Genomic DNA, 15,153 nt, shown 5'->3' with positions numbered 1-15,153 from the left:
GTGATCAGGTTGGCAAAAAAGAAGTTGTATAAATCCCGTGAAGATCGGAAATTGACAGGCGTATGCGGCGGATTGGCAGATTACCTCGGCTGGGATTCCTCCTTAATACGGATTATCAGTGTGGTGCTGGTTATTTTACCCGTCACCTCCTGGGTACTTCTGATTTATCTCGTATTAGCCGTGCTGCTCCCTGATGAAGAGGATGCCGTCTCCTAATGGGCTGTTTAGTACCTTTTATTGTTAACACTATTGCATTAATGGTAGTAGCCGGGTTTTTCCCCGGCTTTACTATTGACGGCTTTGGGGCAGCTATTGCAGCCGGTTTGGTGTTGACGCTGATCAATCTCGTGATTCGCCCGCTTTTGATTTTTTTCACTCTCCCGCTTTCTGTTGTTACATTCGGCCTGTTTATTTTTGTGATCAATGCGCTGATGCTGATGCTTACATCAGCGGTAATGGGAGAAGCCTTTAACATGTCCGGCTTTGGCATGGCTTTTCTTGCTGCTGTAGTGATCGCTGTTTTGAATATGCTGATGTACAATCTTTTCGTGAACCCGCTGAGCGGAAGAAAAACGTGACGGTATTCCGGAAACCGGGAAAAAATTATAATAAGTTAAAAATGGCCCGCCTGCTGGCGGGTCTTTTTCGTGCAGCAGTGAAACTGAAATCCTCCGGAGCAGGTTCCATCTTCTTTTGAAAACGTGCTACAATAACAACGTACGAAGTAGAGAAAGCAAACGTATTCATGATATAACAGAGCGATTTTTGAGGGAGGCAGCACGATGGCAAAAGTGACAGCAACGGATTTAAAGGAGCGGTTTCAATTAGAGCTTCTTGCCGGGGAAGAAGGGCTGTACCGGGCGATAACCACGAGCGATATTTCCCGTCCGGGAATAGAGATGGCTGGTTTTTTTACATATTATCCGGCCCGGCGGCTGCAGCTGCTCGGGCGCACAGAGCTTTCTTTTTTTCAACAGCTTCAGGACGAAGAAAAGCAGGAACGCATGGAAAAGCTGTGTACATACGATACTCCGGGCATTGTCATCTCTCGGGGACTGGTGGCTCCGCCGGAGCTGATTGAAAATGCGGAAAAGACCGGGGTGCCGATCATGCGCTCACATTTGCCAAGCACACAGCTGATCAGCCAACTGACGAACTATCTCGACACCAAACTTGCCAAATCCACAGCCATGCACGGTGTTCTGGTGGACATTTACGGCATCGGCGTGCTGATTACCGGGGCAAGCGGTGTCGGAAAAAGCGAAACGGCGCTCGATATTGTGCGCCGGGGTCATCGGCTTGTAGCGGATGATTCTGTCGAAATCCGTCAGCAGAACGGCGATACGCTTGTCGGTACGGCGCCCGAGTTGATCCAGAACCTGCTTGAAATCCGTGGCCTTGGCATTATTGATGTGATGACGCTGTTTGGGGCAGGCGCCGTCCGTCCGTATAAGCGCATCTCGCTGACGATTCATCTTGAGCTTTGGGATGAACAAAAAGCGTACGACCGGCTCGGTCTTGATGAAGAGACGCTTCAGGTGCTCGATACCGAGATTCAGAAGCTGACTGTTCCGGTGCGGCCGGGACGGAACCTCGCTGTTATTATTGAAGTAGCGGCGATGAACTTCCGGCTGAAACGGATGGGCGTGAACACGGCCCAGCAGTTTTCGGACCGGTTAAAACAGATGATTGACGACGGTGATAAAGAAGAGTTTTAACGATTACACATTTAGCAGTCAGGAGTGGCAGGGGATATGATTTATTCATCGATACAGCCGATCGACCGGGTTGCCTTTGAAGTCGGGTCTGTGCCTATTTACTGGTACGGGATTCTCATTGGCCTGGGCGCTCTGCTTGGGTACATTTTAGCTTCCTACGAAGCAAAAAAACGTGGGCTCCCGGAAGATATTTTCGCGGATCTGCTCATTTTTGCCATACCGATTTCGATTATCTGCGCCCGGTTGTATTACGTGATTTTTGAGTGGGATTACTATGTTCAGAATCCAGGCAGTATTCTGGCCGTATGGGAAGGCGGTCTTGCGATACACGGCGGATTGATCGGCGCCGTGCTTACGGGCATCGTCTTCTCGAAAATCAAACGCGTCTCTTTCTGGAAGCTGGCTGATATTGCCGCGCCGAGTATTATTTTAGGGCAGGCGATCGGCCGCTGGGGCAACTTTATCAACCAGGAAGCCCACGGCGGTGAAGTGAGCCGTTCGTTTTTGGAGGGGCTGCAGCTGCCGGAATTTATTATTAATCAGATGTATATTGAGGGAGCTTACTATAATCCTACGTTCTTGTACGAATCGCTTTGGAATATCGCGGGATTTTTACTGCTTTTAGGGCTGCGCCGGGTTAACCTACGCCGCGGGGAGCTGTTTTTAACATATGTTATCTGGTATTCCTTCGGACGCTTTTTTATCGAAGGGATGAGGACCGACAGCTTAATGCTATTTGATACGATCCGGGTGGCGCAGTTAATTTCGGTGCTGTTGATAGTAGCAGCCGTGAGTCTGATTTTATACCGCAGGCAGGCCGGCCTTGCAAAAGCAAGATACTTAAGTAAAGACGGTCCCGGCATATAAGGATAAAAGCGAAAGGGGAAGCATCATGACCAGATGGAATACACTGCTGTTTGATTTAGACGGCACGCTGATTGATACAAATGATTTGATCATTTCTTCATATGAACATGTGCTGACATACTACGCTCCTGACCAATACAGCAGAGATGACATCATCAGCTGGATCGGGGTGCCGCTGGCGGATAATTTTTCAAGCATCAGCAGCAATCCGAGCCAGGTGGAACAGATGATTGATACGTATCAATCCCATAACTTGGCGAACCATGAAACGCTCGTCCGGGAATACGACGGAGTATACGACACTATCAAAATGCTGTACGAGCGCGGCTTTTCTCTTGGCATTGTGACAACGAAGCGGAAGGAAGCTGCGGTTAAAGGAGCCAATATGCTCGGGCTGCTTCCTTTTTTCTCTACGTTCATTACGGTGGATGATGTGGAAAACCCCAAGCCGCACCCGGAACCGCTGCAAAAAGCGATGACACAGCTGAATGCCCGCCCGGAGGAGACCATTATGATTGGGGACAGCCAGTTCGATATTCTGGCAGGGAAAAATGCCGGGGTGCACACAGCGGGAGTGGAATGGACCATCAAAGGTGCATCGTTTCTGAAAAATTATGAACCGGACTGGATGCTCACCCGGATGAGCGATCTGCTCGCTATTGTTGGAGAAACAAAAGAATGAGAAAAACAGATCGTTATTTCCCGGGCAATAATACCAATGCTCTGTGGCAGATGTACCGGACGGTTCCATTTTTGAAGGCATTCAGAAATACAGCTGTTATTGAAGCTTCCCGGGTTGTACCTTTTGTATCTGTGAAAAGATGGATCTACCGGCAGCTGCTTGGAATGGAAATAGGTGAAAAAACGGCGCTTGCGTACAAGGTCATGCCGGACCTCATGTTTCCCGAGAAAATCCATATTGGCAGCAATTCCATTATCGGCTATCAGTCGACGCTTTTAACACACGAGCATTTAATTGATGAATACCGCCTTGGCGACATTGTAATCGGAAACGAGGTCATGATCGGTGCCAATGTGACTATTCTGCCCGGGGTGACGATTGGAGACCGGGCTGTGGTGGCAGCAGGAACGGTTGTGCATAAAGACGTGCCGGCACGGGCCTTTGCCGGCGGCAGTCCGATGCGGATAAGAACGTAGGCTTCAAGCCGGCTTTCAAAGGAGCCGGCTTTTCGTTTTCCTGGAGGCGGGAAAGGCTGACAGGGCAGCAAATATTGTTACAATGAAAGCGGAAATGGAAAATTGACGGTGTAAAAAAAGATGTGTAAACTATGGTTATTCTTTATTTTGTTAGTACATTAGCGAACTAAAGCACCGTGAAAAGAAAAGGAGAGAGAGTATGAGTAAGCTTTTTATGTTTGAAAAGCCGCTCGGAATGCGCGATGCGCTTCCGGGATATTTTCAGACAAAACGGAACGTACAACGGGTCATTAACGATGAATGGGAAAGCTGGGGGTATCTGCCCGTCGAAACGCCCACCCTGGAATATTACGATACGGTCGGGAGCGCTTCGGCGATTCTTGATCATCAGCTGTTTAAACTGCTCGACCAGCAGGGGCGGACGCTGGTGCTGCGCCCGGATATGACTGCGCCTATCGCCCGGGTGACAGCTTCCGGTCTGCAGAACCAGCACTTTCCGATCCGTTTGGCTTATCATACTAACGTTTTTCGCGCGCAGCAGCTTGAGGCCGGACGGCCGGCAGAATTTGAACAGCTTGGTGTGGAATTGATTGGAGACGGCACTTCGAGTGCGAACGGAGAGGTCGTTTCCCTTATGATCGAAGCTCTGCGAAAAACCGGGCTGACCACGTTTCAAATTACCGTCGGGCATGTCGGGTACGTGAATGCGCTGCTTGAAGAGGTGCTCGGAAATGATGAACGCGCTGATGACCTGCGCAGGTTTTTATACGAAAAAAATTATGTTGGCTACCGCCAGCATGTGGAAAATCTACCGCTTTCCTCCCTGGATAAGAAAAAGCTGAACAGCCTGCTGCGCCTGCGGGGCGACTGGCGGACGCTGGACGAAGCTTTAAATCTGGTTCAGACGCCGGCGGCAAAGGAAGCAGTCGAAGAGCTGCAGGAGCTTAAAACGGTGCTTGAACACTACGAGCTGTCTGATTACATTAAGCTCGACTTTAACTTATTTATGCATATGAGCTACTATACTGGCATCGTATTCGAAAGCTACGGCAACAACCTGGGCGTGCCGCTTGGAAGCGGCGGTCGCTATGATGAATTGCTGCAGCAGTTTAACCGTCCGGCCCAGGCTGTCGGATTCGGTCTCCGTCTTGATTTGCTCGTCGAAGCCCTGGGACTAACCGGAGCTGTGCCTTCCCAGACATGTATTTTGTTCAGCCCGGAGCGCCGACCGGAAGCGGTGGACCAGGCGCGTAAACTCCGCGAAACCGGAAAACGGGTCGTGCTTCAGGATATCCGCGGCGTAGAGGACGTGGATCAGCTGAGCGAGTCCTATGAAGACGTGGTATCCATGATCGGAAAAAAGAAGGAGGGAGCTTCGCATGAATGAATGGCTGACAATCGCGATGCCAAAGGGACGTATTTTCGAAGAAGCGGTGCAGCTTCTCCGTAAGGCCGGCTTCCCAATTCCTCCGGAGTTTGAAGAATCCAGAAAGCTGATCGTCGACGCTCCGGAAGCAAATATGCGCTTTATCCTGGCAAAGCCGATGGATGTGCCCACCTATGTTGAACACGGAGTGGCAGACATCGGGGTCGCCGGCAAGGATACGATGATTGAAGAAGAGCGTGACGTGTATGAAGTGCTGGATCTGAAAATCAGTGCCTGCTACCTGGCAGTAGCCGGGCTTCCAGAGTATGAAAAATCCGATGTAAATCCAAAGGTGGCGTCCAAGTACCCAAACCTGGCGACACAGTACTTTAAGCAGCAGGGTGAACAGGTGGAAATTATTAAATTAAATGGCTCGATCGAACTCGCCCCGCTTGTCGGTCTGGCAGACCGTATTGTAGACATTGTTTCCACCGGCCAGACACTGAAGGAGAATGGTTTAATAGAGCTTGAAACAATTGTGCCGATTACGTCCCGGCTGATCGTCAATCCGGTAAGCTATCGTCTGAAGGATACTGTTATTGATGATCTTGTGGAGCGTGTTGCCCAGGTGATAGGAGTGGAAGAGCAGGTATGATGAATGTGACCCCTTTGGATAAATCAGTAACGCTTGAGCGCACCATTGAAGGAGGGACCGAAAAGCAGCGGGAATCGGTCGACTCCATTATCGAAAAGGTGCGGGAAAATGGAGACAAAGGACTCATTGAGCTGACTGAGATATTTGATCGCGTGACACTCGATGAGCTGTTTGTAAAACAGGAAGAAGTAGATGAAGCGTATGATCAGGTGAACGATAAAGAGCTCGAAGCGATCCGTAAAGCGATTGAAAACATCCGCGATTTTCATCAGCGCCAGCTCCGGCAGTCCTGGATGGTGACAAAGGAAGACGGGACGATGCTCGGCCAGCGGATTATTCCGTTCGACCGCGTCGGTATTTATGTACCGGGCGGCAAGGCAGCATATCCTTCAACCATTATGATGGATGCCATCCCGGCAATCGCTGCCGGTGTGAAAAGCATTACGATGTGCTCTCCTCCAGGTGAGGACCAGCGCCTTCATCCGATGGTGCTCGTCACAGCCAATGAGCTTGGCATTAAAAATATCGTGAAAATTGGAGGAGCGCAGGCGGTAGCAGCGCTTGCGTATGGCACGGAAAGCATTCGGAAGGTGGATAAAATCGTCGGCCCAGGTAACATTTATGTAGCGCTGGCTAAACGCGAAGTGTTCGGCCAGGTGGCGATTGACAGTATCGCCGGCCCAAGCGAAATTGTCGTGCTTGCTGATGAAACAGCCCGGGCGGATTATATTGCAGCCGACATGCTTTCCCAGGCGGAGCACGACGAGCTCGCCTCGGCTGTGCTTGTAACCACTTCGGAGGAGCTCGGGCAAAAAGTGGCCGAAGAGCTTGAGCGTCAGCTTGAAGATCTCCCTCGCAAAAAGATTGCGCAGGAATCGCTTGATAAACACGGAGCCATCTACTTAACGGAAACGATGGCGGAGGCAGTAGAAGCTGTGAACCGGCTTGCGCCGGAGCATCTGGAAATCATGACCGCCCAGCCGGATAACCTGCTCGGCTCCATTCGTCATGCAGGGGCTGTCTTTTTAGGGCCATACAGTGCCGAAGCGGTCGGCGATTATTTTGCCGGCCCGAATCACGTGCTTCCGACGAGCGGGACGGCCCGCTTTTCGAGTCCGCTCGGTGTCGATGATTTTGTAAAACGATCCAGCGTGATTTCCTACAGTAAAGAAGCGCTCGAGGAAAATGGGGAATATATATCTGCGATTGCCCGGATTGAGGGCCTTGAAGCACACGCGCGCGCAGTGGATATCCGGAAGGGGGAGAAGTAGAATGGCAGAACGTACAGGAAGCGTCGAACGAAAAACGGGTGAAACGTCCATCCGCCTGCAGTTTGGCATCGACGGCGAAGGGGACGGGGTCATACAGACGAATGTGCCCTTTATGAGCCATATGCTCGACCTGTTTAAAAAGCATGGCCATTTCTCCCTTGATGTACAGGCTGAGGGGGATGTGGAGGTGGATGACCACCATACAACAGAGGACATCGGCATCTGCCTCGGGGAAGCCTTCGGACAGGCGCTCGGCGATAAAAAGGGTATCCGCCGCTACGGTCATGCTAAAATTCCGATGGACGACGCGCTCGCAGAGGTCATTGTGGATTTAAGCAATCGTCCGCACCTGGAGTTCCGGGCGGAGCTGCCGGCAGCAAAAGTAGGAACATTTGATACCGAGCTCGTCCATGAGTTTTTGTGGAAATTCGCGGTGGAAGCCCGGATGAACCTCCACGTAGTCGTCCATTACGGACACAATACTCACCATATTATTGAAGCGGTATTTAAAGCGATGGCACGGGCTCTTGATGAAGCTACCCAGCTGGACCCAAGAGTGAAAGGCGTTCCTTCAACCAAAGGAATGCTGTAAAGAAAAGGAGTGGAGCGCTTGTGATAGGAATCATCGATTACGGCATGGGCAACCTGTACAGTGTAAAAAAAGCACTGGAACGACTGGATATTCCTTATTTTGTATCCGAGCACACAGACGAGCTTGCGGAAGCGGATGGCTTGATTCTTCCGGGTGTCGGTGCTTTTCGGGATGCCATGAATTTAATCCGGGAAAACGGGCAGTTTGAGTTTATTGAACACTGGGCGGCTGATGGCAAGCCGCTGCTTGGTATCTGCCTTGGAATGCAGCTGTTGTTTGAAGGCAGCGACGAACACGGCGAAACAGAAGGATTCGGGTTTCTTCCGGGGTATGCCCGCCGCTTTTCCGGAAAAGACAGCCAGGGAAGAAGGCTGAAGGTGCCGCACATGGGCTGGAACTCGCTCAAGTTTCATCAGCCGGACCATCCGCTTTTGAAAAATGTGGAGGAAGGCCATGCGTACTTTGTGCATTCCTACGTGATAGAAACCGCCGACCCGGACGTTTTAATTGCGACAAGCGATTACGGCGAAACAGTGCCGGCGGTGGTTGGCCGCGGTGAAGTCATGGGCACGCAATTCCATCCGGAAAAAAGCAGCACAGTCGGTATCGGCATGCTTAAAAATTTCGGGGCGATTGTCCGTGAAAGGAGCGGAGCTCATGAGTGATTTTATTGTATACCCCGCCATCGATATCCGGGACGGCAACTGTGTCCGTCTTTTTCAGGGCGATTACAATCAGGAGACCGTTTACGGGGATTCGCCGTTTGAAATGGCTGCTTCATTTGCACAGGCGGGTGCTTCCTGGATTCATATGGTCGACCTTGACGGTGCAAAAGAAAAACGACGCATCAATCATGCCCACGTCGTTCGTGCCGCGCGGGAGCTTGATGTCCGTATCCAGGTCGGCGGAGGCATCCGAACCGAAGAGGATGTGGACTATTACTTATCCAACGGCGTGGACCGGGTGATACTTGGAAGTGTTGCCCTGCAGTATCCGGAATTTGCCCGGGATATGCTCGAAAAGCACGGCAGCCGTATCGCTATCGGTCTTGATGCCAGAGACGGATACGTAGCCGTCAACGGCTGGCTCGACACCTCGGAGGTAACAGCCGTTGAGCTTGGCCGGGAAATGGCAGCCCACGGGGCGGAGACATTTATATTCACCGACATTTCCACCGACGGGACGATGACTGGACCGAACGTCGAGGCGACAAAGCAGCTCGCAGAAGCGACCGGCGTAAATGTTATTGCTTCCGGCGGAATCGGCACGATGGAGGATGTCCGGAATCTTGCGGAGAAGCGGGATAAAGGGATAGCAGGTGTCATTGTCGGAAAAGCGATATATACCGGCAAAGTGGATGTGGCAGAAGCCGTGAAGGAGGTACAGTAATGCTTACGAAACGGATTATTCCATGTCTGGATGTGAAAGAAGGGCGGGTCGTGAAAGGCACACAGTTTGTGGAGCTGCGGGATGCCGGTGATCCGGTGGAACTCGCTGCATTTTATGATGAGCAGTGGGCGGACGAACTTGTCTTTCTTGATATTTCCGCTTCGCATGAAGGACGGAAAACGATGATAGATGTCGTGGAACAGGTAGCAGCAAGCATCGCGATTCCTTTTACGGTCGGCGGCGGCATCAGCTCGGTCGATGATATGCGTAACATGCTCCGTGCCGGGGCCGATAAGGTTTCGCTCAATACAGCTGCGGTGAAAAACCCTGATTTGATTACTCAGGGGTCTACCTATTTTGGCTCCCAATGTATTGTTGTGGCGGTTGATGCAAAATACGATGAGGCACTCGGCTCCTGGAGAATTTATACTCACGGCGGCCGTACTCCGACCGACTGGGAAGTCGTCGAGTGGGCGAGGGAAGTCACCGCCCGCGGAGCCGGCGAAATTCTTCTGACAAGTATGGATCAGGACGGAGCCAAGACTGGCTTTGATGAGGCTTTGACACGAACGGTCAGCGAAGCAGTGGACGTGCCTGTTATCGCCTCCGGTGGCGCCGGAGCCAAAGAACATTTTGTGGATGTATTTGAAAAATCAGGGGCGGATGCGGCACTCGCTGCTTCAATCTTTCATTATAAAGAGACATCGATTGAAGAAGTGAAGGCTTTTATCCGGGAGAGAGGAGTCTTAGTACGATGAACGTCGACGAACTAACATTTGATGAAGCAGGCCTGATTCCGGCCATAGTGCAGGATGCTGTCAGTAAAGAGGTACTGACGCTTGCCTATATGAACAAAGAATCGCTGCAGAAAACAATCGATACGAAAGAAACCTGGTTTTACAGCCGCTCACGCCAGGAGCTCTGGCATAAAGGAGAAACCTCGGGAAACAAACAGCAGGTGACAGACATCCGCTATGACTGCGACAGTGACGCGTTAAATGTGCTTGTGGAGCCGGAAGGACCTGCGTGCCATAAAGGGGACTACAGCTGTTTTTCCCGTTCGCTGCTGTCGGAGGAAAAGCAGTCAGCCGACGGCCGGCGATTCGCTATTATTAATGAACTCGAGCAGGTCATAGCTACCCGCGAGGCAGAAATGCCGGAGGGCGCCTATACAACGTACTTGTTTACCGAGGGCGTGGATAAAATTTTGAAAAAAGTCGGTGAAGAAGCCGGAGAAGTTATTATTGCTTCCAAAAACCGGGATCACGAAGAACTGAGCTGGGAAACAGCTGATCTTCTTTACCATCTGCTGGTGCTGCTGCGGGAACAGAAGCTTCCGCTTGATGATGTGCTGCGGGTTCTCGAAGAAAGACATCGTTCGTAATAAGGCTGACCGCAGAAAAAACCGTCCTCTCCGGGCGGTTTTTTCTTTGCGCATCCTCCTTCGCCGTCTCTGGCTGCTGAGAAAACATGCGGGCTCCTAGGAGTTTTCATGAAGCAGGGGGCGTGTTATAATGTCACAATTGATGTGGAACGTGAAGAGACAAAGAAAAACAAACGAAGGAAGGATGAAAGGAATTGGGCTCAAAACAAAAAAACGAAGACGCAATTATTCCTTTCTTGCAGTCAGGCGAATATTTCTTTCAGCGGGGCGTGGTGGCTTATCAGAAAAATCACCTGAAGCGTGCCGTTCTCTTTTTGGAAAGAGCTGTGGAGCTCGAACCTTCCAAGGGATTGTTTCAATGCCAGCTTGCTGCCATATATACAGACATGGAACGATTTGACCGCTCCAACGACATCCTCGACCGGGTGCTTAAAGAAATTGAGCCGGAACGCTCCGAATGCTACTTCTTTCTGGCCAACAATTATGCCTTCCAGGGCAATTTTGAAAAAGCAGCGGAAACAGCCGGTTATTATATGAAGATCGCACCGGAAGGCGACTTTGCAGAGGAAACGAAGGAACTGCTCGAAATGATTAAAGAAAATGAGCCTGGCCTTCTCGAGCATCCGGGAGACATGACCATTTATGAACGGGCAGTGGAAAAAGCTGATAAAGGCCGGTTGCAGGAAGCCCAGGGACTATTTGAAGAGCTTTTGGAGCAGGAGCCTGATTATTGGGCCGCTTACCATCAGCTGGCAAAGCTGCACCAGCACCGCGGAGACACGGAGCAGGCTATAAAACTGCTGGAAACAGTGCATCAGGAGGGTGCTTACGTGCCGGCCAGCTGTCAGCTCGCCGCATTGTATGAAAGCGAAGGGGAGCATGAGCGTTCGAAGAAAGTGATGAACGTGCTTACAGCGATCCTTCCGCTCGACCGGGAGTCCCTTCACTGGATCAGTGCGGTCTGTACGTATCTTGGCTATTATGAAGATGCCTGCCGTTACGCCCGTCTTTATCATAAACGGTTCGTGATTGAACGCGGATCGGTTGCGTTTTATCACGGAGCGGCGTTATATTTGCTCGGTGAAACGGAACAGGCGGCAAAATGGTGGAAACAGAACCGTCAGCTCGATCATCCGGAAGTGAAACAGCTTTACCGGGAATATGAAGAGAATATACTGACCGGCCAGAGGGTAAAAGAAATGGTAGAGGACGATTTTCAGCAGTAAGCAGAGTACTGGACGCCAAAAAGCGGCTGCCATACAATAAGTATAAATGCCATAAGAGAGCGATATTTAAAATAAGGGGAGTGGCCTTTTATGACGGAAGAACGGATTTATGATGTGATTATCGCGGGGGCCGGCCCGGCCGGCATGACCGCGGCGGTGTACGCCTCCCGCGCGGAAATGGATACGCTCATGCTCGAGCGCGGCGTGCCCGGCGGCCAGATGGCCAACACCGAGGACGTGGAAAACTACCCGGGCTTTGACCATATTCTCGGGCCCGACCTGTCGACGAAAATGTTCCAGCACGCCCAGAAGTTCGGGGCGGCGTATGCCTACGGCGACGTTTCGCGCATCGAGGACGGGAAGGAATACAAAACGGTCTACGCCGGCAATAAGGTGTATAAAACGCGCGCGCTTATCATCGCGACCGGCGCGGAGTACAAGCAGCTCGGCGTCGAGGGCGAAAAGGAGCTCGGCGGCCGCGGCGTCTCCTACTGCGCGGTGTGCGACGGGGCCTTTTTCCGGAACAAGGAGATTGTCGTCGTCGGCGGCGGGGACTCCGCCGTCGAGGAGGCGGTGTACCTGACCCGGTTTGCCGATAAGGTGACGGTCATTCACCGCCGCGACGAGCTGCGGGCGCAGAAGATCCTGCAGCAGCGCGCGTTTGTGAACGACAAGATCGACTTCAAATGGAGCACGGTCGTGAAAACGATCAACGGCGACGGCGGCAAGGTCGGAAGCGTCACGCTGACGGACCTGAAAACCGGCGAGGACTACGACTTCGAAACGAGCGGCGCGTTCATCTACATCGGGCTGCTGCCGCTGAACGGGGCGTTTCTCGACCTCGGGATCACGAACGACGAGGGCTATATTGAAACGAACGAGGAAATGGAAACGAAGATTCCGGGCGTGTTCGCCGCCGGCGACATCCGGGACAAGTTCCTGCGCCAGATCGTGACGGCCACCGGCGACGGATCGCTCGCGGCGCAGACGGCGCAGCAGTACGTGGAAGAACTGAAAAACGCGGTCGAAGCGTAGGCGCTCCGGCTGAAACGACGACGCACAGGCGCAGAAAATCATTTCTGCGCCGTTTTTTTGGTACAGAGAGCAAAAAACATAGGATACTTTCTTTTGTAAATTGTCTGAACCATCGAAGGATAGTATACTGGAAAAAGGTATATGTGAGGTGGTACACATGCAGCGGGTAACAAATTGTTTTTTACAGCAGAACGATCAACTGCTTATGCTCAAAAAACCAAGCTACGATTGGTGGAATGCCCCCGGCGGAAAAATGGAGCCGGGGGAGTCAGTATATGATTCAGTCCGGCGGGAGTTCCGGGAAGAAACGGGCCTTTCGCTTGAACGTCCGCATCTGCGGGGTATTTTTACATTTATCACGATGGAGGACGGGGTTACGGCAAATGAGTGGATGATGTTTACATTTGAAGCTTTTGGTGCAGGAGGCAGGGTGCTTAATGAGTCTCCGGAAGGTATCCTTGAGTGGAAGAAAAAGCAGGAAGTGTCGTCCCTGCCCATGGCCGAAGGCGATAAAGCCATTGTCGAGCATATTTTGAATAACAAAGGAACGGTGTATGGTACGTTCCGCTATACGAAAGATCGCCGGCTTCTGGACCGCCGGTTTGAGCAGTCAACGCCATACTATATGTAAAAGAGGGATGCAGATTATGGAACAAGAGCGGAAATCGATTCAGGTTGAAATCATTACAGGGATGTCGGGGGCCGGAAAGACGGTGGCCATCCAGTGCTTTGAGGATCTGGGCTATTACTGTGTAGACAATCTGCCTCCTTCACTAATCCCGACATTTATCGATTTAATTGAAACGACTGAAAACAAAACCGATAAAGTAGCTTTCGTAGTGGATCTTCGGACGAGGGAGTTTTTTGACCATCTGTTTGCTTCCATAGATCAGCTTGACCAGCGCAAGGACCTGTCGACACATATTCTATTTTTGGATGCAGGAGATCAGGTGCTTGTCAGCCGATATAAAGAAACACGGCGCTCGCATCCGCTTGCAAGTGAGGATACGCCGCTTGAAGGCATTCAGCTCGAGCGGGAGATGCTGCAGGAACTTAAAGGCCGGGCGCGCCATATTATTGATACGAGCAGCCTGAAACCAAGAGAGTTGAGAGAGCGTATATTAACTGATTACGCCGAGAAAAACCAGTCGGTTTTTAATGTGAATGTTATGTCCTTCGGATTTAAATATGGAATGCCGATCGATGCGGATCTGGTTTTTGACGTTCGTTTTCTGCCCAACCCTCACTACGTGGAACATCTGGAGCCCAAAACCGGCCTCGAAGAAGAAGTGTCTTCGTACGTGTTAAAATGGACGGATACAAAGGAATTTATAAATAAACTGGTGGATATGCTTGAATTTATGCTTCCGCTGTATAAGCAGGAAGGCAAGTCACAGCTTGTGGTTGCGATTGGATGTACAGGAGGCAAGCATCGCTCCGTGACGCTTGCTGAATATATTGCTTCTTACTTTTCAGGGAAATATGAGACGAATGCCAATCACCGGGACATTGAGGAAGGAAGGAAAAAATAGACGTGGAGGACCAGAAGGTTGTAGTGATGGGCGGTGGCACAGGTATAGGCGTCCTGCTCCGGGGGCTGAAGCAGTTCCCGGCAGATATTACGGCGATTGTGACTGTCGCAGACGATGGAGGAAGCTCCGGGCGCTTACGGAAAGAGTTTAATATTCCCCCGCCCGGGGACGTAAGAAACGTACTGGTGGCGCTTGCGGAAGTCGAGCCCTTAATTGAAGAATTGTTCCAGCACCGCTTCACGAGCGGGGAGGGGCTGACCGGTCATTCCCTGGGGAATTTACTGGTAGCAGGAATGACCTCCATTACCGGAGATTTTGCCAAAGGAATCACAGAGCTTAGTACTGTGTTAAACGTACGTGGAAAGGTCCTTCCCGCCTCTAATCGGAGTATCGAGCTGTTTGCAAAAATGAAGGACGGCTCCACGGTCTACGGGGAGTCCCTGATCCCAAAAGCCGGCAAGCAGATTGACCAGGTGTTTATCCACCCGCCGGATGCGGAGGCGCTCCCGGAAACCGTGCGTGCTATTGAACAGGCAGACGTCATTGTCATTGGTCCCGGGAGCCTGTTTACAAGCATCATGCCGAATTTAATCGTGCCCGGTATCCGGGATGCCATTAATCGGTCCGGGGCACGCAAAGTATATATTTGCAATGTAATGACGCAGCCGGGGGAAACGGACGGCTTTTCGGCATCCGATCATCTGCATGCCATTGAAAAGCATACTGGTGGCGCTTTTGTGGATACTGTACTGGTGCATAACGGAGAAATACCGGCTCCGGTGCTTGCAAACTACGAAAAAAAGCAGGCATTTCCCGTGAAATGTGATTATGAAAGATTGGAACAGATTGGGTGCCGGGTAGTAACAGATACATTTATGCACTATGACGGCCTTGTTCTTCGTCATAATGCCAAAAAAGTATCTGAAGCCCTGCTTGCCCGTGATTGACAGAAAGGCGGTG

At 51.4% G+C, this 15,153-nt stretch carries 19 protein-coding genes; all 19 read left to right on the top strand.

Annotated features, from left to right (window positions below; translation table 11 throughout):
• Positions 1 to 9 precede the first annotated feature (9 nt).
• Entirely contained in the window at positions 10 to 216 is a 207-nt protein-coding gene (locus ACTRXI_RS12775) for a PspC domain-containing protein (RefSeq protein WP_091613446.1), read from the top strand.
• Positions 216 to 578, top strand: coding sequence for a phage holin family protein (locus tag ACTRXI_RS12770; protein WP_091613443.1), 363 nt, complete (start codon positions 216 to 218; stop codon positions 576 to 578). The genes ACTRXI_RS12775 and ACTRXI_RS12770 overlap by 1 nt, the downstream gene beginning before the upstream one ends.
• 204 nt (positions 579 to 782) lie before the next feature.
• Complete coding sequence (hprK, locus tag ACTRXI_RS12765; RefSeq protein WP_462866298.1) at positions 783 to 1,718, top strand: HPr(Ser) kinase/phosphatase; 936 nt, start codon at positions 783 to 785, stop codon at positions 1,716 to 1,718.
• A gap of 36 nt (positions 1,719 to 1,754) precedes the next feature.
• Positions 1,755 to 2,585, top strand: coding sequence for a prolipoprotein diacylglyceryl transferase (lgt, locus tag ACTRXI_RS12760; RefSeq protein ID WP_474263069.1), 831 nt, complete (start codon positions 1,755 to 1,757; stop codon positions 2,583 to 2,585).
• Between the two features lie 25 nt (positions 2,586 to 2,610).
• On the top strand, positions 2,611 to 3,267 hold the full coding sequence (gene ppaX, locus ACTRXI_RS12755) for a pyrophosphatase PpaX (RefSeq protein WP_474263067.1): 657 nt from the start codon (positions 2,611 to 2,613) through the stop codon (positions 3,265 to 3,267).
• Positions 3,264 to 3,743, top strand: a complete 480-nt coding sequence (locus tag ACTRXI_RS12750) for an acyltransferase (RefSeq protein ID WP_322526891.1) — start codon at positions 3,264 to 3,266, stop codon at positions 3,741 to 3,743. Before ppaX ends, ACTRXI_RS12750 begins: the two co-directional genes overlap by 4 nt.
• Positions 3,744 to 3,942: 199 nt before the next feature.
• The gene (locus ACTRXI_RS12745) at positions 3,943 to 5,130 is read left to right on the top strand and encodes an ATP phosphoribosyltransferase regulatory subunit (RefSeq protein WP_474263065.1); all 1,188 of its coding nucleotides are present in this window, start codon (positions 3,943 to 3,945) and stop codon (positions 5,128 to 5,130) included.
• Positions 5,123 to 5,764, top strand: a complete 642-nt coding sequence (gene hisG, locus ACTRXI_RS12740; protein WP_022793868.1) for an ATP phosphoribosyltransferase — start codon at positions 5,123 to 5,125, stop codon at positions 5,762 to 5,764. The genes ACTRXI_RS12745 and hisG overlap by 8 nt, the downstream gene beginning before the upstream one ends.
• Complete coding sequence (hisD, locus tag ACTRXI_RS12735) at positions 5,764 to 7,035, top strand: histidinol dehydrogenase (RefSeq protein WP_474263172.1); 1,272 nt, start codon at positions 5,764 to 5,766, stop codon at positions 7,033 to 7,035. The genes hisG and hisD overlap by 1 nt, the downstream gene beginning before the upstream one ends.
• A gap of 1 nt (position 7,036) precedes the next feature.
• Complete coding sequence (gene hisB / locus ACTRXI_RS12730) at positions 7,037 to 7,627, top strand: imidazoleglycerol-phosphate dehydratase HisB (RefSeq protein WP_474263063.1); 591 nt, start codon at positions 7,037 to 7,039, stop codon at positions 7,625 to 7,627.
• Between the two features lie 20 nt (positions 7,628 to 7,647).
• A complete protein-coding gene (gene hisH, locus ACTRXI_RS12725) occupies positions 7,648 to 8,292 on the top strand; it encodes an imidazole glycerol phosphate synthase subunit HisH (protein WP_474263061.1) in 645 nt (214 codons plus the stop codon).
• The gene (gene hisA / locus ACTRXI_RS12720; RefSeq protein ID WP_474263059.1) at positions 8,285 to 9,016 is read left to right on the top strand and encodes a 1-(5-phosphoribosyl)-5-[(5-phosphoribosylamino)methylideneamino]imidazole-4-carboxamide isomerase; all 732 of its coding nucleotides are present in this window, start codon (positions 8,285 to 8,287) and stop codon (positions 9,014 to 9,016) included. The genes hisH and hisA overlap by 8 nt, the downstream gene beginning before the upstream one ends.
• Positions 9,016 to 9,774 (top strand): imidazole glycerol phosphate synthase subunit HisF, encoded by a 759-nt coding sequence (gene hisF, locus ACTRXI_RS12715; protein WP_474263057.1) that lies wholly within the window; start codon positions 9,016 to 9,018, stop codon positions 9,772 to 9,774. Before hisA ends, hisF begins: the two co-directional genes overlap by 1 nt.
• On the top strand, positions 9,771 to 10,400 hold the full coding sequence (gene hisIE, locus ACTRXI_RS12710) for a bifunctional phosphoribosyl-AMP cyclohydrolase/phosphoribosyl-ATP diphosphatase HisIE (protein ID WP_322526898.1): 630 nt from the start codon (positions 9,771 to 9,773) through the stop codon (positions 10,398 to 10,400). Before hisF ends, hisIE begins: the two co-directional genes overlap by 4 nt.
• A gap of 194 nt (positions 10,401 to 10,594) precedes the next feature.
• Positions 10,595 to 11,626 (top strand): tetratricopeptide repeat protein, encoded by a 1,032-nt coding sequence (locus ACTRXI_RS12705; protein WP_474263055.1) that lies wholly within the window; start codon positions 10,595 to 10,597, stop codon positions 11,624 to 11,626.
• A 90-nt stretch (positions 11,627 to 11,716) separates the two neighbouring features.
• Positions 11,717 to 12,661, top strand: a complete 945-nt coding sequence (trxB, locus tag ACTRXI_RS12700; RefSeq protein WP_474263053.1) for a thioredoxin-disulfide reductase — start codon at positions 11,717 to 11,719, stop codon at positions 12,659 to 12,661.
• Between the two features lie 157 nt (positions 12,662 to 12,818).
• Entirely contained in the window at positions 12,819 to 13,292 is a 474-nt protein-coding gene (locus ACTRXI_RS12695) for an NUDIX hydrolase (protein ID WP_474263051.1), read from the top strand.
• A 16-nt stretch (positions 13,293 to 13,308) separates the two neighbouring features.
• Positions 13,309 to 14,193: an RNase adapter RapZ gene (gene rapZ, locus ACTRXI_RS12690; RefSeq protein ID WP_474263049.1), complete on the top strand. Its 885-nt coding sequence runs from the start codon at positions 13,309 to 13,311 to the stop codon at positions 14,191 to 14,193.
• Between the two features lie 2 nt (positions 14,194 to 14,195).
• Positions 14,196 to 15,140, top strand: coding sequence for a gluconeogenesis factor YvcK family protein (locus tag ACTRXI_RS12685; protein WP_474263047.1), 945 nt, complete (start codon positions 14,196 to 14,198; stop codon positions 15,138 to 15,140).
• The last annotated feature ends 13 nt before the right edge of the window (positions 15,141 to 15,153 follow it).

It is taken from the genome of Marinococcus sp. LNHM4E3-1, from assembly GCF_056034405.1.
Note: the sequence above shows the minus strand (reverse complement) of the source record. Positions and strands in the feature narration are given on the sequence as shown.

Coding starts and splice junctions, on each gene's coding strand:
- ACTRXI_RS12770 (WP_091613443.1), top strand. CDS start 216: ATGGGCTGTTTAGTACCTTTTATTGTTAACACTATTGCATTAATGGTA.
- hprK (WP_462866298.1), top strand. CDS start 783: ATGGCAAAAGTGACAGCAACGGATTTAAAGGAGCGGTTTCAATTAGAG.
- lgt (WP_474263069.1), top strand. CDS start 1,755: ATGATTTATTCATCGATACAGCCGATCGACCGGGTTGCCTTTGAAGTC.
- ppaX (WP_474263067.1), top strand. CDS start 2,611: ATGACCAGATGGAATACACTGCTGTTTGATTTAGACGGCACGCTGATT.
- ACTRXI_RS12750 (WP_322526891.1), top strand. CDS start 3,264: ATGAGAAAAACAGATCGTTATTTCCCGGGCAATAATACCAATGCTCTG.
- ACTRXI_RS12745 (WP_474263065.1), top strand. CDS start 3,943: ATGAGTAAGCTTTTTATGTTTGAAAAGCCGCTCGGAATGCGCGATGCG.
- hisG (WP_022793868.1), top strand. CDS start 5,123: ATGAATGAATGGCTGACAATCGCGATGCCAAAGGGACGTATTTTCGAA.
- hisD (WP_474263172.1), top strand. CDS start 5,764: ATGAATGTGACCCCTTTGGATAAATCAGTAACGCTTGAGCGCACCATT.
- hisB (WP_474263063.1), top strand. CDS start 7,037: ATGGCAGAACGTACAGGAAGCGTCGAACGAAAAACGGGTGAAACGTCC.
- hisA (WP_474263059.1), top strand. CDS start 8,285: ATGAGTGATTTTATTGTATACCCCGCCATCGATATCCGGGACGGCAAC.
- hisF (WP_474263057.1), top strand. CDS start 9,016: ATGCTTACGAAACGGATTATTCCATGTCTGGATGTGAAAGAAGGGCGG.
- hisIE (WP_322526898.1), top strand. CDS start 9,771: ATGAACGTCGACGAACTAACATTTGATGAAGCAGGCCTGATTCCGGCC.
- trxB (WP_474263053.1), top strand. CDS start 11,717: ATGACGGAAGAACGGATTTATGATGTGATTATCGCGGGGGCCGGCCCG.
- ACTRXI_RS12695 (WP_474263051.1), top strand. CDS start 12,819: ATGCAGCGGGTAACAAATTGTTTTTTACAGCAGAACGATCAACTGCTT.
- rapZ (WP_474263049.1), top strand. CDS start 13,309: ATGGAACAAGAGCGGAAATCGATTCAGGTTGAAATCATTACAGGGATG.